The organism is Myxococcus guangdongensis (genome assembly GCF_024198255.1).
Taxonomy (GTDB): domain Bacteria; phylum Myxococcota; class Myxococcia; order Myxococcales; family Myxococcaceae; genus Myxococcus; species Myxococcus guangdongensis.
The window spans coordinates 881,744-903,981 of sequence record NZ_JAJVKW010000003.1; the positions used below are offsets into that span (position 1 = coordinate 881,744).

Here is a 22,238-nt window from a genome sequence, read left to right on the forward strand (position 1 = left end):
GTGAGGGAGCCCCGATGGGCCAGCGGGGCTCCCTCGCCCCTTCAGAGCGTCTGGAGGAACGCGAGCAGGGCGTCGCGCTCCGGCGCGGAGAGCGCCTCGTAGGCGCGCCGTGAAGACTCCGCCTCGCCTCCATGGAGGGTGATGGCCCGGGCCACGGTGCTGGCCGCGCCGTCATGGAGATAGGGCGCCGTCCGCGCGATTCCCCACAGCGGAGGCGTGCGCAGCTCGTTCATGCGCGCCTGTCCATCCTCCACACCCTTTCGTCCGTCGCGCATCACGTCGTGCAGGAGCAGGTCGCTGTAGAGCAGGACCTCTCGTCCGTCCGCCGTGGGCAGCGAGGGGATGTGGCACTTCGCGCAGCCCACGTCATGGAACACCGCGCGTCCTGCGTCGTCCAGGTCCGGCCGGGCCCCGGTGCGCGGCGGCGGCGCGAGCGTGGACAGGTAGAAGGTGAGCGACTCGATGGTCGGTGTCCCCACCTCCGGGTCCGGGATGGGGTCCTCGTCCCGTGCGCTGCCGAAGGTGAGCCCTGGCTCGTCGACCAGCGTCAGGCCCAGCTCGTTGCTGAGGGCGTCGCGGACGAACTCGTGCAGGCTCGGCACATGGGCCTTCCAGCCGAAGCGCCCCAGTCTGCCATCCGCGAGCCGGTGGGCCCTGCCGCGAACCCCGTCTCCGTCGCGGTCCTCGGGGTCCTCGTTGGCGAGGATGCGCGCCTCGGGGATGCGCTCGATGAGCCCCAGGCCCAGCAGGGAGGGCGTCTGACGCCGCTCGAAGAAGTTGCTGCGCGGGTCCAGCGGCGGCCGTGCATCCAGCGCGCCGTGCCGGTGCGCCATGGTCCCCGGCGTGGGGTACAGGAAGGCCCCGTCCACGAAGATGCCCTGGCGCGTGACGTCCAGGTCCAGGCCTCCCGCTCCGCCGGACACGGGGTCGAAGTGACAGGCCCGGCAGGAGTCGCCGTTGAAGTGGGGCCCGACTCCCTCCCGCAGACCGAAGTCCCGGTCGAACAGATGCTGCCCCTGCCGGAAGCGCTCCTGGTCCTCCGCGCCGAGCGCCACGGTGGGTCCACCCCAGTCGCCGGGAGCGGGCACCGGTGCGTCCGGCGGGAGCATCCCGTCGCTGCGCTGGGCCCGGCCTCCGAGTGACTCCAGGAAGTGGATGACGCGGGCCTGCTCGGCGCTGCCCAGGGCCACGTAGGCGTCACGCGAGCGTCGGGCCTCACCGCCATGGAACCGGATGGCCTCGTCCAGGTCATCCGCGCGGCCATCGTGCAGGTAGGGCCCCACGGCGGTGATGCCCCACAGGGGCTGGGTGCGGAACTCCGCGCCGCTGGCCTGCTTCATCACGATGCCATCGTCCAGCTCCGGCCCCATGTCGTGCAGGAGCAGGTCGCTGTAGAGCGGGATGAGGCCCCGGGGCCCCTCCAGCGCGGGCACGTGGCAGCGGTCACACCCGAGCGAGGTGAACAGCGCGCGGCCGGCCTCCGACTCTGGCGTGGGCTCATCCGGGCGCGGCGCCGCGGTGAGCATGGAGAACGACACCAGGTCGAACAGCTCCTGCTCGGTCATCTCCGGGTCCGGCACGCCGTCATCGTCCACGGTGGGCTCGTCCGGCGCCGCCGCCTGCCCCTGGCGCACCGTGCCCCAAGCGTCCTCGGACCCCGCGGCGCCGGTGTTCCCATCCAGCGCGCTGGGCACCGGGAGCCGGGCCTTGGCCGCCTCCGACAAGGGATTGGAGGTGATGCCCATGTGGTTGAAGACAGGCCCTCGGATGAAGCCCTCGATGGAGACCGTCTGGGATTTACGGCCGAAGCGGCCGACGAAGCCCCGGTCGTAGTTGGGGCGCCCGCTGATGCCGTCGCCGTCCACGTCGTCCGGGTCCGCGTTGCGGAGGATGACCTCGTCGGGGAGCTCCGCCAGCAGCCCCACGCCGAAGAACGGGATGGGGTGGCGCGTGGCCAGGGTGTTGGTGGCGGTGTCGGTGGGCCGCCGCACGCCGTCCAACGAGAAGTGTGGCTGCACGCCGTTGACGCCCGTGGGGATGAAGGACCCATCTGGCAGCGTCTGCCCCACCAGGAGGAAGTTTCGATATCGCCCCGCGCCGCCACCGACGACGGGCTTCTCATGGCAGTTCACGCAGCTCACCACGTTGAAGGACGGACCGAGCCCCTCCTCCGGCGTGAAGCGGCGCAGCACCACCTGCCGTCCCCGCTCGAAGCTCGCGCGCTGCTCCGGTGTCGCGGAGGGCAGCACGTCGCCCAGCTCCCCGAAGATGTCCTGGGCCATCCGCGGGGGCTCGGGCGCGGGCTGCTTCGAGTCGTTCCGCGAGCATCCCGTGAGCAGGAGGGCGCACCCCACCAGCCCACGCATCCAGCGTGTCATCCTTGTCATCGTCATGTCCTGAGTCGTTACTCGTGAGGGCCCAGCGGCCGTGTCCAGGCCAGGCCGCGATAGTCATCCGCCAGCGCGCCCAGGTTGCCGCCCACGGCCGTCAGCTGGCCGGAGGCATCCCCGAAGACGCCGTGGAAGGTGAGGCGCGTGGTGGCGGGCTCGGACTGGACGGTGAGCGTGTCCACGTCGAGCACGGCCAGCGTCCCCTCGATGCCCACCACGTGCGCCACCTCGGGCGCGCGCATCCACACGCCATTGAGTCCGGGCAGCGGCGCGAGCTCGCGGGAGTCCCATGTCTGTCCATTCCAGCGCGCCACCACGCCGTTGCTGCGGCCGCCCACCACCACCACCCGGTCGCGGCCGGTCCCCCACACGCAGATGAGGTCGTCGCCGAGCCCCACGAAGTGCTCGGTCCACGCCGCTCCATCCCAGTGGAGGACCGCGCCCTTCTGGCCCACGACCCAGACGTCATCGCGGGCGCTGCCCCAGACCTTGTAGAAGGCATCCACCCGCTCCCGGCGGAGCGGCGGCACCGCCACCACCGTCCATTCGCGGCCGTCGTAGTGGAGCAGGGTGGCGTCCCCGGCCTGTCGTCCCCGGCCGCCCACCACCCAGAGCGCGTCCGGCGCGGCGCCCCAGATGCCCCACAGGTCCTGGTCCGTGGGCACCTCCACGCGCCGCCACCGCACGCCATCTCCGTGCAGGACGGTGCCCGCGTTGCCCACCACCCAGCGGTCATCCTCGGCGAAGCCGTGGCTCCAGTTGAGCAGCGGCACGGACTCGGTGAGCGGCACGGGCGCCCAGTCCCGGGCCTGTCGCTGATGGAGGCCCCCCTGGTCGAGCCTGCCGCCCACGGTGAGGAGCGCGCCGCCCGGTGGCGCGGAGACGTTCATCAACCAGCCCGCGTCCGTCGCGTCGAAGGCCTCGGTCCAACTGGGGACGAGCGGGGGCGTCGGCGCGGATTCGCCGCAGCCCGTGGCGAGCGCGAGCCCCAGGGCCACCGCCATGAGGTCGGCTCCTCGATTCCTCAGGGACATGCGTCGGCCCCCCACTGGATGACGCCCTCACGGGTGTCCGTCGAGGACTGGCCCTGCGCGTCCTCCAATCGCGCCTCGAGCGTCACCGGCTCACCCAGGGCCTCGGAGGGCTCCGGGACGACGAGCAGCAGCCCGGAGAGCATCGCGGGGCGTTGGGTGTTCGCCGGCTCGAAGGGGAGGCGCAACTGGTAGGGCAGCGACACCCGCTGACCATCCGAGCGGCGCGTGAGCGACAGGCTCACCGTGGCGGAGAGCGGCTCCAGGTTCCATGCCTGGAGCGACACGAAGACGTGCTGGCTGCCCTGACAGCCACGCTGCAGGCGCAGCGTGTCGCCTGCCTTCACCGGGATGTATTGCCCCGGGCGCCCCACGCCGACGGCCACGCGCGGCGGTGTGGTCGAGGGCTCCTCGGGCGCACGCTCGCTCCCTTCGCCGCAGCCCATCAGCCACGCCGTGGTGGCGAGGGGCCACAGCCACGCGGTCCTCACGGAGCCACCTGGGGTCGAGCCAGATAGACGCCGTGGTCGGAGAGGAGCGCGACGTCCGCCTCCGTCACCGCCACCGCCTGGGGGAAGTAGAGCGTCGCGTCCCGGAAGGGCACGCGCTGCCCCGGGCCGATGCCGCCGCTGCGCACGGGATTGCCGAGCCACGTGGACACCGTGCCGGTCCCCACGTCCAAGGCGCGGAGGACGTGGTTGCCGTTGTCCGCGACATACAGGCGCGTGCCCGCTGGGTTCAGCGCCAGCCCCGAGGGGGCCTTGAAGAGGGCCTGGGTGGCCGGGCCGTCCACCACGCCCGTCGTCTGGTCCTTCCCGGCGACGGTCGTCACCGCGCCCGTGGCCACCGCGACGGCGCGCAGCGTGTGGGCGCTCGAGTCGGCCACGTAGAGTCGCCCCGTGGCCGCATCCAGGGCGAGGCCCGTGGGCTCCCGGAAGCGCGCGGTGGCGCCCGTGCCATCGACGGTGGCTCGTTCGCCCGCGGCGCCGGCCACCGTCGTCACCACCCGGGTGGCGATGTCGATGGCGCGCACCGTGGCGTTGGCCGAGTCCGCGACGTACAGCGTGAGCCCATCCGCCGTCAGGGCGAGTTGCTGGGGGCTGTCGAAGCGGGCGGCCGGGCCGGTGCCATCGCTGCTGCCCGCCGCGCTCGCCGTGCCCGCCAGCGTCTGGACCTGCCGGCTTCGCACGTCGATGACGCGCACCACGTGGGTCCCCATGTCGGAGACGTAGAGCCGCTGGGTGGCCCCGTGCCAGGCGAGCCCCGCGGGGTAGCTCAGCGTGGCGGTCTCCAGCGGGCCATCCACGGCGCCCGGCGTCCCGGGCCTGCCCGCGAGCGTGCGCGTCTCTCCGTCAGCGAACGTGACGGAGCGCACGGTGTGGTTGTACGTGTCGGCGATGAGCCAGGCGCCGTCCCCCGCGACGATGGCGGAGGGGCTGTCGAAGCGGGCCTGGACCCCGGGGCCGTCCACGTGGCCGGAGGGCCGCGCCGCGCCGGCGAGCGTCGTCATCTCCAGCGTGCGCAGGTCCAGCCGGCGCAGCGAGTTGGCGTCGCGGTCGTTGTAGTAGAGGACGTCGCGCGTGGCATCGAGCAGCGGCGGTCCGAAGGCGATGCCCAGCCGCACCTCCGGGCCCACGCCGTCCACCGGACGGACATCGTCCGCGTTCCCCAGCAGCGTGGTGGTGCGCCCATCCTCCAGGGCCACCCGGCGCAGCAGGCCGTCCCACCCGGTGACGTACAGGAAGGTGGCGTCCCCCGTCAGGGACTGCGGCGTGTCGAAGCGCGCCGCGGCGCCCACGCCGTCCTGGTTTCCGGGGGAGCCCGCGGCGCCCGCCAGCGTGGTGACGTCGTACGTCGTCAGGTCGACCCGCCGCACCGAATGGTTGAAGGTGTCCGCCACGTACAGCGCGGCGCCGACGCGGACGATGCCGCCCAGGCTGCTGAAGCGCGCCGCGGCGCCGCGTCCGTCGACGCTCTGGTCCGCGCCGGTGTAGCGGGCCCCCGCCACGGTGCTCACCCGTCGGCTGGCGATGTCCAGGGTGCGGAGCACGCGGTGGGTGCGGTCCGCGATGTAGAGCGTCGCGCCGTCCTCGGAGAGCGCCAGGCTGTGGAGGAGCGACCCCAGCCGCGCCTCGTCGCCCACGCCATCCACGTTGCCTGGGGAGTCGGGGCTCCCGGCGAGCGTCGTCACCCGTGCGTCCGGCAGGGTGATTCTCCGGACGGTGGGGCCGTCCGCCAGGTACAGGGCGCTGCCATCCGGCGCCGCGGCCATCGCGCGAGGACTCTTGAAGCGCGCCTCCGTGCTCGAGCCGTCCACCACCCCCATCTGCTGCACCCGCCCCGCCAGCGTCACGACCGCTCCTGTCGCGGTGTCGATGCGGCGCAGCAGGTTGTTGAAGGTGTCCGCGACATAGATGGACGCGCCGTCCGACGTCAGCGTCGCTCCCGCCGGGCCGCTGAAGCGCGCCTGTGTCCCCACGCCATCCACGAAGCCCGTGGCCGTGTTTCCCGACAGGAGCGTCAGCGTGTCGCGTGCCTCGCCCGTGCCGCCGTCCGGCGGTGCTCCCGCGTCGGGCGTCGTCCCCGCGTCCTCCGGGGGGCCGGCATCGGGCCGAGTGGGGGTGGAGCTGGAGCCGCAGGCCGCGCTCAAGAGGAGGGCCGATGTGACGGCCCACCGGAAGACCCAGGTCCTCGTGCTGCTGGATGTCATGGTGCCTCGTGTGAGAGGCGTCCTGGTTAATGTATCCGTGTTGCATTTGCAATTGATGAGTCAATACAGGGATTCACGGCGCGCGACACCTGGGCTGTCTGGCTTGATTTGAATTGCGAGGCTCACGACCTGGCGGTGTCACCTCCCCCTCCCCCCGGGGAGTCGCTGGATGGCGGCTCTCTCATTTTTTAATGGAATTTGTGCTGTTTCAGACATTTCTGGAGATGGGGCTTGTTGACGGACTGCCAATAAGAGGGCATCTTTCGTGGCGAAGCAGTCACGAGTGGCCCTCCATGACCTCTCCCCCTGGTCCTCGATTGCCGAGCAGGTCCTGCTCCTCGAGCGCTCGAGTCGAGCGACGACCCTGCGTGGGCGAAGGGCTGGCGGACGCGCTCTGCGAGGCGCCCGACGATGTTCCTTCCGCGCGTACTTCCGCCTCGCCGTCGGTGATGCCCGTGCTCGAAGTCCGCCGAGGTGGCGGCTTCGGGGCGGGCTCGACCTGCTTCCTGCCGTGTCTTGGCGGTGGGGAAGCGGGAACACGCAGCGAAGGAGCGTCCTATGCGCGTCGTCAGGAAGTCACTCAAAGAGCGTTGTTCCGTCGTGCCATTCATTCGCACCTGGGTTGCCGTGGCTGCGCTGGCGGTACCCGGTGTCGGCACCGCGAATGATTTGTTGAAGAGCAGTCGAGGCGGTTCGGTGCAGTGGGATTACTGCTATGGCAAGGCGGACAGCACGGTCCTGCCGGTGGACCCCCGCACGCTGGTGCAACCCGGCATCAGCAACGGCAAGGCGGTGCACTTCAACGCCTACTGGAAGAACTGCCACGTCGACCCGGTGGCGGTGAAGGAGGCCGGCGCGGCGAAGACGTGCGGCGAGCTGCGCGCGCGCTTCAACCACGGCGAGGGCCTGCTGACCAACGGCCACCCCGGCGCGGGCGCGCTGTTCACCGGTACGGACTACACGGTGCCCGAGGCGGCGTTCGGCATCGCGACGTTCTCCGCCGGGCAGTACAACGAGCTGTGGCGGGTCTGGGGCTTTCCCTTCCGTCCCGACAACTTCGACACCCTGGTCTCCCAGCGCTACGGCTCGGGGTTGAGCCCCAAGCGCAATCCCTATCCGCTGCCGGGACAGTTCCCCAACCTCTCCAACGGTGGCAGCGGGCAGCTGCCGGAGATGCTCACGCAGCTGCGCAACCCGGATGGGAGCTGGAGCGGGCGCATTGGTGTCACCTGTCATGCCTGCCACACCGGCATGGTGGGCAAGCCCGCGGATGGACCGGGGATGGGAGTGCAGGTGGGCGGTGGCAGCAGCCTGGCGGACCTGGACCTGTTCCTGAGTGACTTGCTGCCGCTGGGGTATCCGGCGTCGCTGGCCACGTTCCTGAACCTCAACCGCACCCGTGGCACCAACAACGCCAGCGACATCAACCTGGCCTTCCTGTTCCCGGACGAGAAGCTGCTGCGTCCCTCGGAGGTCATCGGGCTCATCAACTCCGGCTCCACCGCCGGCATGGACACGCCCGCGTGGTGGAACATGGGGCACCGTCCGGTGAAGTTCGTCGACGGTGTGTTCCCGATGGATGCGCCGCGCGTGGACATGGTGTTCTACACGCCGTTCATCGGCCTGTTCGGAGCCGCTGGCGGGCCCGTGAGCGAGGCGGGGCAGGACTGGATGCGGGACAACGGCCCCGCGCTCAACACCTGGGTGGACGCCCTGAAGTCTCCGCCGTATCCGCTGCCCATCAACCAGACGCTGGCGGAGCAGGGGGCGGTGCTGTTCCACACGCTCGACATGTGGGCGCCCTCGCGCAACAACGCCGTGCCCCGTCCGCAGGGCAACGGCTCGTGCGCGAGCTGCCACGGCGCGTACTCGCCCCGGTACGTCAATGACCCGTCCTTCCTCGCGTCTCCGACGCTGGAGGGCATGGCGAGCTACATCGTCCCGCTGAACATCATCGGCACGGACCCCGTCCGGGTGAACACCAACAACGCCGCGGTGCAGTCGGCGGGGGCGAAGAACTTCTTCGGCTATCCGACGACGGCGGGGACGGACCAGGACTGCGGTCCGCAGAACCAGCCGCACATCCGGGGCAACCGGCCGCTGGGCTATCTGGCGCCGCCGCTCTACGGCGTCTGGGCCACGGCGCCGTACCTGCACAACGGCTCGGTGCCGAACGTGTGGGAGGTGCTCAAGCCCTCGGACCGCAAGCCCATCTGGCGCCGCGTGTCCACGCCGGCGCGTTGGGACCAGCCGCTGGTGGTGATGGGCTTCGACACGGACCTGCAGCGCGCGTTCGACTCGACGAAGCTGGGGTGGAAGTACGACACGATTGCGTGCAAGTGGCGCGGGCCGTTGAACCCGGCGGTGTCGCCGTACATCAACTGCCAGCCGGGGGATGAGTTCACCACGCCGCTGGCGCAGGAGCTGATGAACGTGCTGTTCAGCAACCTGATTGTCTCCTGGAACATCCTCTTCCCGCCCACGCGCACGCGGCAGCAGATCGAGGACCGGAAGATCTTCAACTCGAACGCCTTCGGTCAGGACAACGGCGGGCACGAGTTCAACTCCGTGCTCACCGACCCGGAGCGTCTGGCGCTCATCGAGTACATGAAGACGCTGTAGCGAAGGGCCGTGGGTGTTTGGAATCGAGGCACGGGGTGGAATACTCCGTGCCTCGATTCTTGGAGCACTCACACATGCGAACGGCCCACGTTGTCCCTGTCCTCTTCCTCGCGCTCTCGACTCCGGCCTCCGCGGAGGACGTCACGTTCGAGTACACCGACGTGGAGAAGTGTCCGCGGGAGGCTGCCACCGAGGAGGAGGAGGGCAGTGACATGCCCTTGGACTGTCCCGCTCCCGGAGGCGAGTACACGCTGACGGAGTCCTACAGCGCCTACGACTCCTTCCGGCGCATCACGTTGAAGGGTGACGCCCAGTTCTCCGTCGAGCTGCGGCCGAAGGCTTCGTGCCCCGTGGCCCGCTTCAGCAACAAGGTGGAGTGGCGGATGAAGGATGGGAAGCCCTTCGCGGTGATTCAGCGCGTGACGTGCCACGCCCTCAACAAGGATCAGTCCGGGCCGGGCAAGAAGCTGGGGGAGTACCTCGTCGTGAGGGGACTCAAGGGCCACACGTCGATCAGCGGTGAAGTGCCCACGAAGACGGCGGCCGCGAACACGAAGGCGCGCGCGCTCGCGGACTCGGCGCTCCAGAAGCGCTGAGAGAAGTTCTAATCAGAAGCTCGCCGCACTTCATGTGGGTTGCATTGTCGGTGGCTTCAGGGCTGGGACACGCCGCACATGGCAGTTCCCATTCTGGGAGCTCTCTTGTTCGGGGATGCCCGACTCTGCGCTCAGTCATCGTTAGGCTGATTGCGTATTGCGATCCACTCGTAGCGGCCATCGCTGAGATGCTGTACCCAACCTGCCAGTCGCTTGGGCCTTCGCTTCGCGCTCATCTGATGAAGCGTCGTATTGATGGATGCGATGTTTTTGACAGCCAGTATCTTGGCAACCTCGTCTGCGCTGAGTGGACGTCCAGCGTCGCGGAGCGCCAGCGCCGCCCTGTCTGCAAGAACAAGGTTGTTTGTTCTCGGGCCTTCACCTCGGAGTCCCTTTGCTGCGCGGACGACGCTGGTGCGACGATGGTTTCGCTTGCTCAGTTCTTCTTCAGCCTTCACCCTGCTCTTTACGTCCTCTGCCACCTGCATGCTCTGGAGGATGAGGCCGTAGGCGGTATCGGTGATGCCGTCAGGATCGGGGACCAGAATCAGATCTGTATCCATGAAAGCTTTGTCAACGACACGCGGATCGATGTCCAATTCGTCCTTGAACTGGAACAGCCAAGAATGAAGCAGGATGTCCATTGTCGAGGCACTGAATCGGCTGGTCCAATACCCATCGCCGAACTCCTCTGACGCGGGATAGGTGCCTGCAAGCTCGAAACGCAGTTGGCAGGCTGACAGGTATCCCAAGATCTCAAATGGATTGAGCCATTCGTCCACCTCTTCTAGTGTGGGAGGTGGATCCTTGTAGATGCTCTCCCACATATCCTGAACGTATGCAGATGCGTTTTCGTAGATCTCCTCAGCTGCTTGGATCTGGCTGAGTGGATGTGCGAGAGATCTGAATGAATGCATCGCCATAGGCGTTATCTAGTGCATATTCTGGCGGCGCGTCAAGGTGACTTGTCATGACTGCATGCTCGGCCGAGTCGAGTCGGGATGGTGGCCAGTCGCGTCGGCCCTGGTTCAGTCGGTGCTCCGCGTGCCGCCACGTGACCGGGCGGTGTAGGGCAGCACGAACAGGTACATGCCGGTGAGCAGGAGCAGCAGCAGCGGAGGCAGCGCCAGATAGGCGGCCCAGACGGGGGGCGCCTCCTGTCCCATGACGACGATGTTGGCGATGACGGCCACCGTGAAGGCCACGGACAGCCAGCGATGCGTCCGACGGATTCCCGCACTCCAGTTCATGGGTCGCTCCCGAGATGAGCGACCACTGTGGAGTTTCATGCGGGCGATTGCTTCTCGAATCCTGCTCGACCGTCATGCGCTACGTTCCGGTGGATATGGTGAAGCCCAAGAAGCCTCAGACTCCCGTGGTCGATGCGTTCGGCAATACCTGGAGCGACTGTGTCCCCGTGCTCGCGGAGGACATCGCGTCGACGGAGGCCGCGGTGGGACTGAAGATGCCCGCCGAGCTCGCGAAGCTGTTCGAGGGGTATGCGGGCGGCTCTCCCGAATGGAGCTTCTACGAGAGCGAGGAGAACGACATCGAGGTGTCGATCGGCTACATCATCCCTCTCCAGCAGGAGGGGATGCGCGATGCGCTGGCGACGGTCCACCAGCGAATCCGGAAGCATCAGCCCACCTATCCGCGGGACGTGTTCCCGTTCGCCTATGACAACGGCCACGCCAACCTGCTCTGTGTGAAGGTCGAGACCGGGGAGGTGGTGTACTGGCTTCACGATGACGTGGATGAGCCCGTCCGGGTCGTCGCGGGGACGCTCCAGGAGTTCCTCTCGGGGCTGGCCGAGCCTCCGTTCTAACTGGACGGGGCGCCCGGCTCCTATATGGCCGCACGAACAGATACATGCCGTTGAGCAGCAGCAGGAGTGGAGGCAGCGCCAGCCAGGCGACCCAGACGGGCGGCGCTTCCTTCCTCCAGCCAGCGATGGGCCTGACGGATTCCTCGGTTCCAGCTCATGGGCGCTCCTGAGATGGCGAAGGCAGACACGGGCATGAAGACAGACGCGTGACGGTGCGGTGTTCATGTCAGGTTCGGCAGTCGGAGAATCCATTGGCCCGGCTCGTCGTGGATTCGTGATGCCAGGTTCTTGTCGCCGTGGGTGGTCTCGCTCGCCCTCGAGCTCGTACCCTCCAGCCTGTTGGGCTTGCTCCTCTCGCCTCGGGGCTTTTGGAGCGTCTTCCAGCGGGAAACAGGTGGGCTAGGCTCCAGCGGGACACGGTTGCATCCAGTCCGTGGGGGAAAGGCGGCGCAGGCGTGCGACTCGCTGGGTACGTGATTCACGGAAACAACCAGGACACCTTGCCCAGGTGTCTGGAAGGCCTGCTGGCGGTTTGTGATGAGGTCGTCGCCCTGGACTCCCTGTCCACGGACGGCTCCACGGAGATTGCCCGGAGGATGGGGGCGCGCTCCGTGTCGGTGGCCTGGGCGGGTTATGGCGCCGCCCGGGCCGCCGCCATTGAGGCGCTGGGCCCCTCCGACTACGTCTTCTTCCTCGACTCGGATGAGCACCTGGGCGAGGAGGCCATCCAGACCCTCCGGGCCTGGAAGGAGCGCCAGCCCGAGGAGGCCGTCTACAGGCTGCCCCGGCGCGACTGGGCCGAGGTCGATGGCCAGCGTTTCCTGTACCGCACGGAGTGGCGTGCGCGCCTCATCCGCAGGGATGTCGCCGTGTGGCGGCCCGAGATGATCGTCCACGAGGCGTTGCCGTGCATGCGCGCAGGTCGGCTGCCCGCGCCCATCGAGCACCGGTTCGCGACTTCCGTCTCGCTTCGCTCAGCCAAGGAGCACCGTTATGCGCTGCTCTGGGCGGTCATGGCGCTGGCGGAGGGGCGCAAGTCCAAGCCCGTGATGTTCCAGCGCCCGGCGCATCTCCTCAGGGACGGGGTGCTGCATGGGGCGTTGTGGCGCGGTGGATGGGCCGCGTTGAAGCTCGCATGGGTGGTGGCTGGGTACCACGCGGCCAAGTACCGCTATCTGCGCGACCTGCGACAGGGTGGGTACCCGGAGCTGGTCCGGGCGTTCCAGGAGCGACGCTACGGCGAGCTGTTCCAGCAGGTCCGGACCCTGGAGCTCGAGCCCTGATGCTGGACGTCGCTCCCGGCGAGGCTCGTTGGGGCGGCTGCTTTGGAGGACGAGCCCCTGCGTGATGCGTGTGTCCGCGGGCTCAGCCCTGCCGGGCGTGGGGGCTCACAGCGGGCTTCGCCTGCGTGGCGCGAGGCTGAGTCTTCGCGGGCGTGGCCTGCGGCATCGCGGATGGCTTGCGGGATGCGGGCACGGGCTTCGTGGCCACGGGCTTCCCCTTGGGCACGAGGGGGCGTGGCTCAGCCTTCACTCCCATGGGGCGCGAGGTCTCCACCTTCGCTCCCATCGTCGTCGTGGATGACGGCCTCGCGGGCGTGGGGGGCTTGCGCGCCCCCGTCTGCGGCGGCCTCACCGCCGGAGCCGGCTTCACCACCGCCGCGCGCACCGGCGTCTCCACGGCCACCACCGGCACGGGCCGCGCGCGCGCCGCCACCACGGGACGCGGAGGAGGCTCCGGCCGCGTCCGTGCCCACGCCGTGAGCACCTTCGGCACGTAGTACTCCGTCTCCCCGTTCCTCGGCACGCGCCCGTTCACCGACCCGGGCCCCGCGTTGTACGCGGCCACCGCGAGCCGCACGTCACGGAAGCGCCGCAGCTGCTCGGCCAGGTACCGCGCGCTGCCATCCAGCGCCGGCTCCGGGTCGAACGGGTCCTCCACGCCGAGCATCTTCGCCGTCGTCGGCATCAGCTGCCCCGGGCCCATCGCACCCGCCGGAGAGATGCGGTGCACCCGCCCCTCCGACTCCACCAGCACCAGCGCCTGCAACAACCCCTCGGGCAGCCCGTGCCGCTTCTCCGCCCGCGCGATGAGCGGCTCCAACGGCTCATGCCCATCCCACAGGCACGAGGGCCGATGCGCCGCGTACGAGCGCAGCGCGTTCACCTTCATCTCCAGGAACGAGGGCGACAGGGGCGAGATGTGCGTGTCCCCCAGCCACGCGACGGCCGTGTTGATGAGCACCAGCGGCGCCACCGCCGCCAGCCCCACCCACGCCCACCACGGAATGCTGAAGCCACCCAGGGCCCGCTTGCGTCCCACCTCCCCACCCTTAAGGGCGCTTCGCACCCCCGTCCAACTTCCGGCGCCCCCCGCGTTCACCCGGCGGCACCCTGAGTCCATCCAGCACCAACGTGGTGAGCGCGTCCGGAAGCTCCAGCGGGTTGCCGATGTCCTCCTCGCTCAACACCGCGAGCAACAGCCGCTCCACCGCCCCCACCACCGCGAGCCCGCTCACCGCCGGGCGGATGGGCCGCAAGAGCCCGTGCGTGTGCGCCTTCTGGGTGATGTCCACCGCGTGCCGGGACACCTCGCGCGACAGCTGCGCCACCTTCGTGCGCGCCCCCACCGCCGGCCCCCGGCTCTCCTGCAGGTACAGCCGCACCACGCCCGGGTACTGCAAGAGCGCGCTGGCGATGACCGCCGCCATCGCCCGGTACGCCTCGAACATCGCCTCCACCCCGCGCGCCCCCTCGAGCGCCCGGCCACACGCCTCCAGCCCCGACAACAGCTCCCCGCGCACGGGCGCCAGCAGCGCCTCCACCAGCGCCGGCTTGTCGGCGAAGTACCGGTAGAACGTCCCCTTGGCCACCCCCGCCGCCTGGGTGATGTCGTCGATGGTGACCGCGTCCAGCCCCCGCTCCACGAAGAGCTTCAGCGCCGCGTCCTCCAGCTCCTTCTTCCGCTCCCGCCGCGCCGTCTCCCGCACGCCCCCAGGACGCCCCGGACGCCGGTCCGCCTCCTCGCCCCCTCGCTTCGGTCCCTCGCGGCTCACCATCGTGCGCTCCGACGCATCGCGTGATACATAAAGAGTGACCAAATAGTCATGATTTCGAGGGCGGGGCGCCGGCCGGGCGCTCCGTGGGAGAGCGACGATGATTGGCATCCCTCTGGGCTGGGCGTACTCCAATTTCGGTGAATGGGCGCTGCACAAGTACGTGCTGCATGGCCTGGGGCGCCGCCGCGGGAGCTTCTGGGGCTTCCACTGGCACGAGCATCACCAGGCCTCGCGCCGGCACGACATGCTGGACGACCAGTACCTGCGCTCCCTGTGGACGTGGTCCGCGCAGACGAAGGAGCTGGTGGGGCTGGCGGTGCTGGCGCTCGCGCACGCGCCCCTGTTGCCGGTGGCGCCGTTCTTCGTGGGCACCGTCTGGGCCTGCGCGGCCAACTACTACCGCGTCCACCGCCGCGCCCACCTGGACCCGACGTGGGCCCGAGAGCACCTGCCGTGGCACTGCGACCACCACCTGGGCACGGACCAGAACGCCAACTGGTGCGTCACCCATCCGTTCTTCGACAACCTCCTGGGCACCCGCCGCGAGTACGTCGGCGTGCAGCCCGTGCACGCGGGAGAGCCCCGTTCCCCGGCCTCTCCCGCGCACCCGTGAGGCGGACCTAGAACACCAGGTCGAAGTAGTTCGCCTTGGCGCGCACGCCCGCGCACGCCTCCAGCCGCGCGGTCCACTCGCGCGTGGGCAGCGAGCCGCGCGCGGTGAAGACCAGCTGCAGCGAGTCCTCGCGCGCCATGTCCAACAGGTTCACCGCGCCGCTGCCCGTCAGCCGGATGGACTGCGTGGGCGTGTTGCTGGCGCGGCGGTACTCGCCGATGAGGATGCTCTCGGAGGTGCCCGGCTTCACCACGGACACGCTGGCGCGTTCGATGCCGCTCAGGTCCGTGCTGGACGTCACCTCGAAGCCGCGCAAGCGCAGCTCCGTCTCCACGTCCGTGTCGTCGGGCAGCACGCTGTCGAAGTCACCCAGCGGGAAGTCGAGCGCGTATTCGATGTCGGCGGAGCCGGGGAAGGCGGCGGGGAAGTCCACGTTCGGCTCGGCCTTGCAGATCTCCTCGGCCTCCGCCTCGATGAAGAACAATGAGTCGCAACCGGTGGCGACGAGCGCGCAGGTGGAGAGCACCAGGGCGCGGAAGGAAGTCGTTCGCATGGTGAGGGCTCCTGGCCTTAGAAGAAGTAGAAGAGGAACCCCACCTTGACGGAGGGGATGGTGGCGCGAACGGAGAGGTTGCGGGCGGTGATGTTCGACTCGTCCGTGGCCTCCTCGATGAGGGCGGTGGCGTCCTTCACGCCCAGCCGCACGTAGCTCAGGCCCAGGTGCAGGAAGAAGTTGAAGCGGCTGGCCGCGCCCACCTCCAGGCCCACGCTGCCGGCCACGTAGTTGTAGCTGATGTCCCGGATGGCCGACGTCGACCGCGAGGGCGTGGCCCCCAGCCAGTCCACCACGTCGTTGTAGTCCGAGCCGAAGTAGTACCCGGCCTCGGCGTTGAAGGACGGCGCGATGAAGGTCTGCAGGGGCAGGATGCTCAAGCCGCCGCGCAGGCCCAGGCTCAGCGTGTTGGTGGTGGGGCCCGCCTGCAGCCGCAGCCAGGGCAGCGGCTTGACCACCGCGGACAGGCCGATGCCGTGGGGCGCGCCCGCGTCCACCAGCAGGCCGAAGCGGTAGGGCGAGTCGCCACCGCCTTCGCCCTCCTGGGCGTGGGCGGCGGCGCCAGTGGCCAGCGCCGTGAGGCAGGCCAGCGCCGTGCCGTGTCGTCGTAGGAATGCCGCGCGTCGTCTCGTCGAGGGTGTCGCCGTCGTCATGTGCTGTTCCACGAAGGGAAGTCCCGGCCCGGGCGAGCATCATTCGGCGCCACGCCCCGAAACGGAAGTCGCGCGCTCGAAAATGATGCCGGCGGCGCCATCGAGGCACGGAAAGCCCCGGGTTCCCAGCGCCGGCCCCGAGGAAGAAAGGCCCCTCGCCCGGTGTGCACCAGGCAACGAAACCTCCCACACCCCCAGGGCCTGCATGGACGACGGTGTTGCGCGGCCGTGACGTCAGCCCTGGAGCGCTTCGGTGCGGCCCTGGCGCGCGGTGACGGCCTCGATGACCTGCGCGGGCGCAATCACGCCCTGCTTGCCGAGGATGACGGCGGTGGACTCGCCCTCCGCCACCACCTTGCCGTTCGAGATGAACTGGTGCGTGGCGTAGAAGTACTTCTCGTCCCAGCGCGAAATCGTCATCGACACCGTGTACTTGCGGAACGGCGGCAGCGCCTTTTTGTAGTCCATGGTGTGGCGCACGATGATGGGCGCCCACTTGTTCTTCATCATCAGCGCCGCCAGCCCCGTGCGCACGAACAGGTCCACCCGGTTCAAGTCACACACCGTGAGGAACCGCCCGTTGTTCATGTGCAGGTTCAGGTCCAAATCATTGGGCAGCACGCGCTGCTGGAGGGTGCTGGTCAGCGCGTCCACCTTCATCTGCGGCTTCCACAGCGAGGACAGCAGCACCCACAACATCCGGAGATAGAGATTCATGTGCTTCGCGCTGCTCCTGCAGGAAGAACGAGATGAGGCGGGACGGCGGATAGTAGCCAAAGCCGGAAGCGTGGCGGTACATGAAACCCAGGTGGCCACCGTGGGGCGTGAGCTCCAGTTGCACGTGGGAGCGCAGCTGGCTCGGTGAGGGCAGCGTGTCGGGCGCCACCAGCGGGTCGTCTCCGGCGTTGAGGATGAGGAAGGGCGTCTGGATGGCGTCCAGGAACTGCCGGCTGCTGCAGCGCCGGTAGTAGTCCTGGGCGTCGCTGAAGCCATGCAGCGGCGCGGTGAACACCTCGTCGAAGTCGCGGATGCCGCGCAGGCCCGACAGCGCGCCCAGGCGCGAGGCGTACTCGGGCAGGTGTCCCTTGAGCCGCGCCACGCGCTGGTAGGAGCGCAGCACGCGCAATTGGTAGAGCTGGTTGATGCCCTCGTACGCGCGGGCGGCGGTGCTGGCCAAATCGAAGGTCAGCGACACGGCCGCCGCGGCGCGGAGGTGGCTGTGGTGGCCCGTCTGCGCGAGGTAGCGGATGACCATGCTGCCGCCCAGCGAGAAGCCCACCGCGTACAGCGGCGTGGTGGGCTCCTGCTCGCGCACGGTGGCGACGAGCCAGCCCAGGTGCTCGGTGAAGCCCGCGTGGTAGAACGGCGCCAGGCGGTTGGGCAGCGCGCCGCCCCGGTGGCAGAGCACCGCCGCGCGCAGGCCGCGCCGGGACAGCTCCCACACCAACGCGCGGATGTACGTGGAGTCGGGCGTGCCCTGCATCCCCGGCAGCAGGATGAACAGGGGCCCGGTGCCCTCGCGGTTCAGCCAGTGCACGTCCACGAAGTCGCCGTCGGGCAGCTCGTGACGGCGCTGCTCGATGGCCACGTCATAGCGGCGCGGGTCCAGGTGCGGCGCCACCGTCTGCACGTGCGAGTGCCTGAGCCACCACGGGGCCTGGAAGCCGGAGGCGGGCTCAGCCACGGACGGCCTCGACGGGGGGCGTGGCCGTGTCCTCGGGCAGCGGCATGCCGATGCGCGCCATGACCTCCAGGTCCTTCGGCGTGTAGGGCCGCGTGCGGCGGCGCACGTAGTCGGCGCCCAGCACCAGGTTGAAGTTGGACACGCCGCCGTAGCGGTGGTGCAGGAAGTGGTTGCGGTAGATGGCGCGGCCGTAGCGCGTGCGCAGGAACCACGCGAGCCACCGGGGCGCGGTGCGCTGCCCCTCCTCGAAGGGGCGGTGCAGGTACGGGTGCACGAAGTGGCTCATGAACGGCGGCAAGAGCAGCGTCACGCACCCGGCCAGGAAGGCGATGGGCTTGAGCGTGAAGTAGAAGAGCGGGAAGAAGATGACCAGCGGCGAGACGAACACGAACGCGCCCTCGCCGTGCAGCTTCGTCGCGAACGCGCCCTTGATGATGGTGACGCCGTGCTTGCCGCGCTGGAGCAGCTCCTCGGTGAGCTTCGTCTTCTCCTCCTCGTCGCGGAACTGGGTGACGTGGTCCCCGCGGAAGGTGCGCACGTGGTGGATGGTGTGGTGGGAGAAGTGCGTGTTGATGAGCGGCCGGAACAGCCACGGCGCGCGTTGCCAGAAGCGCACCGCCTTGGGGCGCGCGTCGGACACGTACTCGTGCATGAAGGACTCGATGTACGAGGCGATGAGGTAGCCGAGCACGAGCCCGAGGAGGACATGGATGAGGTCGGACATGGGAGTCAGTGCTCCTCTCCGGAGAGGGCGAGCAGGCGGTCCAGCCGACCGGGTGAGGGCGCTGGAGCCGCCAGGAGCGCGGGTGCGCCCCGGGGTGGGGTGGGGGGAAAGCCAGTCATGCGGCCTTGCGACGCGTCGTAGACCTTGAGGCGGAAGGCCCTCAGCGACTCGAACAGGCCCAGGCGCACGCCGTGGCCCTCCAAGTCGTGGTGCTTCATGTAGTCGCGCAACAGGTAGCTGGGCACCTGCGGCTTGAGGTGGTGCACGTGGTGCAGGTTGATGGCACCGAAGGTCCACTCGAGCGCGCGCGGCAACCTCAGGAAGCTGCTGCCCTTGAGCGCGGAGTCCTTGAGCGTCCAGCGCGCGTGCGGCACCCAGTACGGCTGCTCCACCTGGTGCTGCACGAAGAACAGCCAGATGCCCAGGCCCGCGGCCACCTGGGTGATGATGAGGTGCATCAGGAAGAAGCGCGGCCAGTCACCGAAGGCGAGGAAGGCCGCGTGCGCCGCGACGAGCGCCAGGTTCGTCACCCAGATGGAGCGCCGCTCCGGCCCGCGCGTCCGGGGCACCAGCGTGGGCAGGCGGAAGCGGAACATGAACTGGAACACCGGGCCGATGCCCAGCAGCACCGCGGGGTGGCGGTAGAGCCGGTAGCGCAGCCGCTCGGCGGGGCGGAGCGCCTGGTACTCGTCCGCCGTCATCGTCACGATGTCGCCCGTGCCCCGGCGCTCCAAGTCGCCGCTGGTGCTGTGGTGCACCAGGTGCATCGAGCGCCAGTACGCGTGCGGCGCCAGCGTGAGGAGCCCGAGCCACGTGCCCACCCTGTCGTTCATCGACGGGCGCGCGAAGAGCGAGCGGTGGGAGCAGTCGTGCTGGAGGATGAAGACTCGCACCAGGGTGATGCCCGCGAGCACCGCGAGCCCCAGGCCCAGTGCCATCGATTGCGCGAGCGCCACGTAGCTGGCGGCGGTGAGCAGCAGATAGGCGCCCACCGTGCCCACGACGTGGAGCACGCTGCGTGGGGTGCGGGGTTGCCAGCGGGGAACGGGTGCGGGGTGTGGGGTGTGGGGTGTGGGATGAGATGTCATGGCTGTCTCGACGCTGCGGGCCGGCCCCCCGGAACCATTGATTTCTCCATCAATGGACATAACCGCCGTGACGCGTCGCGACAAGGACTTCGCAGGTTTTGCGCTGATTTGGTAGTTTTCTTGGTTGGTTGTGCCTTTGGGACTGTCAGGGGCGCAACAGTCGATGGAGGCTCACCTCCCGCTGGTTGCGGATGACGGCCAGCAGGCTCTCCCGTTCGGAGGGGCCACGTGCGCGGGTCCTTCGACGTCGGCATGTGCGCGGCCACGGGGGCGCACGAAGTCCTCGGGCTGGAAATGAAGCGACGAAGACGCCGTGAGCCCCCGAGGTCTCAGGGCGCGGGCTGCTTCCACACGGGCAGGGTGAGCCGACTCCCCGGGAGCCAGGTGATTTCGAGCGGCGTCTTCGCGTCCGCGAGGCGCTCGTCGCTGACGTCCTTGCCCGTGCCCAGGTTGAGCTGGGATTGCGCGTGCTTGTTGATGGCGACCACCGCGACCACCTGACTCCCCACCTCGAGTCGACGGCTGGTCATCCGGCCGCTCTGGAACGCCAGGCGCTGGCGCTTGCCCGGGACGAGCAGCCGCCGCTTCTCACGCTCCGCCACGTGGCTGGCGCGCTGGAGCACGTAGGACAGGTACACGTACTCGCCCTTCGCCGTGCGCTCGTAGAGCACCACGTAGAAGTCGAAGTCCTTCTTGTTGGTGATGAGGTCGAACTGCCCGGAGAACAGCCCGCTCACCTCCAGGGCTTGCGTGAGTGGCTCGCCGACATAGACGAAGCCATCGCGCGGCGCCTCGAACGTCGTGGACACGATGTCCGACGGCTCGTAGTGCGGCCCTGGCGAGCGGTCCTTGAAGTCCACGCGCAGCCGCTGCCGGGTGCTCGCCGCGGGCGCCGCTGTCGTCAGCTGGTGCTGCGTCCCCGTGGCCGACGGCGCGAGGAACAACTCCACCGCGCCGTTGCTCACGCCCGCCAGGTCCGGCGCGTGCTTCCAGGTGTTCGCCCCCATCACCTGGTAGTTGACGCGGTCCTGGAGCAGCGCGGGCCGCGGGCCCTGTCTCAGCACGTGCTCCAGCCACTGGTAGCGCAGCGCATGCACATCCAGCCGGGCCACGGGGTCGATGCGATAGCCCATCAGCTCATCGCTCGAGGCGTGCTGCCCGCCCATGTGGTCATACGGCCCGATGACGAAGTAGTGGCGAGCGTCCGGCGCGTGCTTCAGGTGCTCGGTGAGATAGTACATCGCGCTCAGCGAACAGCCGTCGTAGTAGCCCGTCGTGGTGAGCACCGGGATTCGGATGCGCGCGAACTCCTGACGGTACGGAATCATCTTCCGCCAGTACGCGTCGTATGTCGGGTGCTCCAGCCAGCGCTGGAAGAAGGGATTGGGCCGCCCGTCCAGTCGCTCCAGCGCGCGATAGGGCTCGCCGCTCGTGTACCAGCGCTCGTGGAGCGCATCCCAGCGCGCTCCGTCGAAGTAGTCCGCGTCCGCCAGGCCTTTGTCGAGCGTGACGTGGCGCGGCCAGCGGTAGAAGAAGCCCTGGAAGACGTTGCCCTGCATCGGCACGTCGATGCCCGGCGCCACCGGCACCGACGGCATGATGGCCTTGAGCGCCGGGTGGCCTCGCTTCGCCGCGGACCACTGGGTGAAGCCCTCGTAGCTCCCCCCGAACATCCCCACCTGCCCATCGCTCCACGGCTGACGGCTCACCCAGTCGATGACGGCGATGGCGTCGTCCCCGTCGTGCTCGAAGGGCACCGGCGCATCGGGACTGTTGCGCTTGCCTCGCGTGAGCGCCGTCACCCCCACGAAGCCATGCGCCGCCGAGCGCAGCGCCTCCATCCGGTTGAAGGCGTTGGCGTAGATGGTGAACGACATCGCCGTGGGCAGCGGCGCCGGGGCCTTCCGGGGACGGGCGAGGGTGACGGACACCCGCGCCCCGTCGGGCGTGGGCACCAGGAGGTCCTCCTCGATGACGTAGCGGCGCACCTCGTCCTGGGCCCACAGGGGCTCGCTCGCGGGCAGCAGCTCCTGGAACACCTGCTGGACCTGGTAGTGACGCACCAGCTCCACCGCCTGCGGTCGTGACAGCCGCTCCGCCTTGCGCGCCTCGTCGAGTCGGGTGTCCAGCTCCCGTCGCGCCCGCTCCAGGTCGAAGCGGAACATCCCCCGCGCATCGAGCGCGACGCGGTCCTCCAACGCGCCGAAGGTCCGGTCGAACGCCTCGCGCAGCGCCTCTGCGTACGGCGTCCCGCGCTCGGCCTGGGCCTGCTTGGCCAGCGCGTGGGCCTCGTACTGCAGGAAGGTGATGCCCTTCGTCGCGGCGCTCGCCTCCAACAGCGGTCGGAGCTCGCGGATGGACGCGACCGCACCCGCGAAGTCACCCGTCACCATCTGGAGCCGGAAACGCTGGCCCAGCCGGGTGGCCAGGTCCTCGTCGGGCGGGTCCTTCAGCAGGGCTCTGGCGAGCACGGGCATCGCCTTCGCGAGGACCTCGGGGGAATCGGAGGCGGGCGGCGCGAAATCGGCGGGTGTGGCTTTCGCGAGCGTGGCGAGCAGCAGGGTCAACAGGAGGGCGCGTGGCATGGAGTCTTTCGAGACGGACCACGATAGGACGCGATGCCCGCGCATCCATGAGTACCTGGTGCGGCCGAGGCGTCGAAGGTGCGCTCAAGGCCTACTTGTCGCGGAG

The 22,238-nt window shown here is 69.2% G+C and carries 20 protein-coding genes; 5 read left to right on the forward strand and 15 right to left on the reverse strand.

Going from position 1 to position 22,238, the window contains the following annotated elements:
* Positions 1 to 41 precede the first annotated feature (41 nt).
* From LXT21_RS12995 to LXT21_RS13010, 4 genes are read right to left on the reverse strand one after another with little or no spacing between them, the layout of a single operon-like run.
* On the reverse strand, positions 42 to 2,378 hold the full coding sequence (locus LXT21_RS12995; protein WP_254038432.1) for a di-heme oxidoredictase family protein: 2,337 nt from the start codon (positions 2,376 to 2,378) through the stop codon (positions 42 to 44).
* A gap of 26 nt (positions 2,379 to 2,404) precedes the next feature.
* Positions 2,405 to 3,394: a beta propeller repeat protein gene (locus LXT21_RS13000; protein WP_254038433.1), complete on the reverse strand. Its 990-nt coding sequence runs from the start codon at positions 3,392 to 3,394 to the stop codon at positions 2,405 to 2,407.
* A gap of 20 nt (positions 3,395 to 3,414) precedes the next feature.
* Positions 3,415 to 3,912: a hypothetical protein gene (locus tag LXT21_RS13005; RefSeq protein WP_254038434.1), complete on the reverse strand. Its 498-nt coding sequence runs from the start codon at positions 3,910 to 3,912 to the stop codon at positions 3,415 to 3,417.
* Positions 3,909 to 6,131 (reverse strand): NHL repeat-containing protein, encoded by a 2,223-nt coding sequence (locus LXT21_RS13010; RefSeq protein ID WP_254038435.1) that lies wholly within the window; start codon positions 6,129 to 6,131, stop codon positions 3,909 to 3,911. The genes LXT21_RS13005 and LXT21_RS13010 overlap by 4 nt, the downstream gene beginning before the upstream one ends.
* 600 nt (positions 6,132 to 6,731) lie before the next feature.
* Between LXT21_RS13010 and roxB the strand changes: the two genes are divergently transcribed.
* A complete protein-coding gene (gene roxB, locus LXT21_RS13015) occupies positions 6,732 to 8,753 on the forward strand; it encodes a rubber dioxygenase RoxB (protein ID WP_323394378.1) in 2,022 nt (673 codons plus the stop codon).
* Positions 8,754 to 8,827: 74 nt separating this feature from the next.
* Positions 8,828 to 9,349: a hypothetical protein gene (locus tag LXT21_RS13020; RefSeq protein WP_254038437.1), complete on the forward strand. Its 522-nt coding sequence runs from the start codon at positions 8,828 to 8,830 to the stop codon at positions 9,347 to 9,349.
* Between the two features lie 131 nt (positions 9,350 to 9,480).
* On the opposite strand, the gene LXT21_RS13025 is transcribed toward LXT21_RS13020, so the two are convergent.
* Positions 9,481 to 10,272, reverse strand: coding sequence for a hypothetical protein (locus LXT21_RS13025; protein ID WP_254038438.1), 792 nt, complete (start codon positions 10,270 to 10,272; stop codon positions 9,481 to 9,483).
* A gap of 105 nt (positions 10,273 to 10,377) precedes the next feature.
* Entirely contained in the window at positions 10,378 to 10,599 is a 222-nt protein-coding gene (locus LXT21_RS13030) for a hypothetical protein (protein WP_254038439.1), read from the reverse strand.
* A gap of 74 nt (positions 10,600 to 10,673) precedes the next feature.
* On the opposite strand from LXT21_RS13030, the gene LXT21_RS13035 reads away from it, so the two are divergent.
* Positions 10,674 to 11,174, forward strand: a complete 501-nt coding sequence (locus LXT21_RS13035; RefSeq protein ID WP_254038440.1) for an SMI1/KNR4 family protein — start codon at positions 10,674 to 10,676, stop codon at positions 11,172 to 11,174.
* Between the two features lie 455 nt (positions 11,175 to 11,629).
* Positions 11,630 to 12,457, forward strand: a complete 828-nt coding sequence (locus LXT21_RS13040; RefSeq protein WP_254038441.1) for a glycosyltransferase — start codon at positions 11,630 to 11,632, stop codon at positions 12,455 to 12,457.
* A gap of 82 nt (positions 12,458 to 12,539) precedes the next feature.
* On the opposite strand, the gene LXT21_RS45185 is transcribed toward LXT21_RS13040, so the two are convergent.
* Positions 12,540 to 13,523: a transglycosylase SLT domain-containing protein gene (locus LXT21_RS45185; protein ID WP_323394381.1), complete on the reverse strand. Its 984-nt coding sequence runs from the start codon at positions 13,521 to 13,523 to the stop codon at positions 12,540 to 12,542.
* Positions 13,507 to 14,232 (reverse strand): TetR/AcrR family transcriptional regulator, encoded by a 726-nt coding sequence (locus LXT21_RS13050; protein WP_254038442.1) that lies wholly within the window; start codon positions 14,230 to 14,232, stop codon positions 13,507 to 13,509. The genes LXT21_RS45185 and LXT21_RS13050 overlap by 17 nt, the downstream gene beginning before the upstream one ends.
* Positions 14,233 to 14,329: 97 nt before the next feature.
* On the opposite strand from LXT21_RS13050, the gene LXT21_RS13055 reads away from it, so the two are divergent.
* Entirely contained in the window at positions 14,330 to 14,845 is a 516-nt protein-coding gene (locus tag LXT21_RS13055; RefSeq protein WP_254038443.1) for a hypothetical protein, read from the forward strand.
* A gap of 7 nt (positions 14,846 to 14,852) precedes the next feature.
* On the opposite strand, the gene LXT21_RS13060 is transcribed toward LXT21_RS13055, so the two are convergent.
* The 7 genes from LXT21_RS13060 to LXT21_RS13090 all read right to left on the reverse strand — a co-directional run bounded on the left by LXT21_RS13060 (position 14,853) and on the right by LXT21_RS13090 (position 22,132).
* Positions 14,853 to 15,398, reverse strand: a complete 546-nt coding sequence (locus tag LXT21_RS13060; RefSeq protein WP_254038444.1) for a hypothetical protein — start codon at positions 15,396 to 15,398, stop codon at positions 14,853 to 14,855.
* Between the two features lie 17 nt (positions 15,399 to 15,415).
* A complete protein-coding gene (locus LXT21_RS13065; protein WP_254038445.1) occupies positions 15,416 to 16,051 on the reverse strand; it encodes a hypothetical protein in 636 nt (211 codons plus the stop codon).
* 234 nt (positions 16,052 to 16,285) lie between these two features.
* Positions 16,286 to 16,768: an acyl-CoA thioesterase gene (locus LXT21_RS13070; RefSeq protein ID WP_254038446.1), complete on the reverse strand. Its 483-nt coding sequence runs from the start codon at positions 16,766 to 16,768 to the stop codon at positions 16,286 to 16,288.
* Positions 16,659 to 17,735, reverse strand: a complete 1,077-nt coding sequence (locus LXT21_RS13075; protein WP_254038447.1) for a YheT family hydrolase — start codon at positions 17,733 to 17,735, stop codon at positions 16,659 to 16,661. The genes LXT21_RS13070 and LXT21_RS13075 overlap by 110 nt, the downstream gene beginning before the upstream one ends.
* Positions 17,728 to 18,459, reverse strand: coding sequence for a hypothetical protein (locus LXT21_RS13080; RefSeq protein WP_254038448.1), 732 nt, complete (start codon positions 18,457 to 18,459; stop codon positions 17,728 to 17,730). The genes LXT21_RS13075 and LXT21_RS13080 overlap by 8 nt, the downstream gene beginning before the upstream one ends.
* Before the next feature lie 5 nt (positions 18,460 to 18,464).
* Complete coding sequence (locus LXT21_RS13085) at positions 18,465 to 19,547, reverse strand: fatty acid desaturase (RefSeq protein WP_254038449.1); 1,083 nt, start codon at positions 19,545 to 19,547, stop codon at positions 18,465 to 18,467.
* 329 nt (positions 19,548 to 19,876) lie between these two features.
* Positions 19,877 to 22,132 carry a CocE/NonD family hydrolase gene (locus tag LXT21_RS13090; protein ID WP_254038450.1) on the reverse strand — a complete coding sequence of 752 codons (2,256 nt, stop codon included), beginning with the start codon at positions 22,130 to 22,132 and terminating at the stop codon, positions 19,877 to 19,879.
* Positions 22,133 to 22,238: the final 106 nt, after the last annotated feature.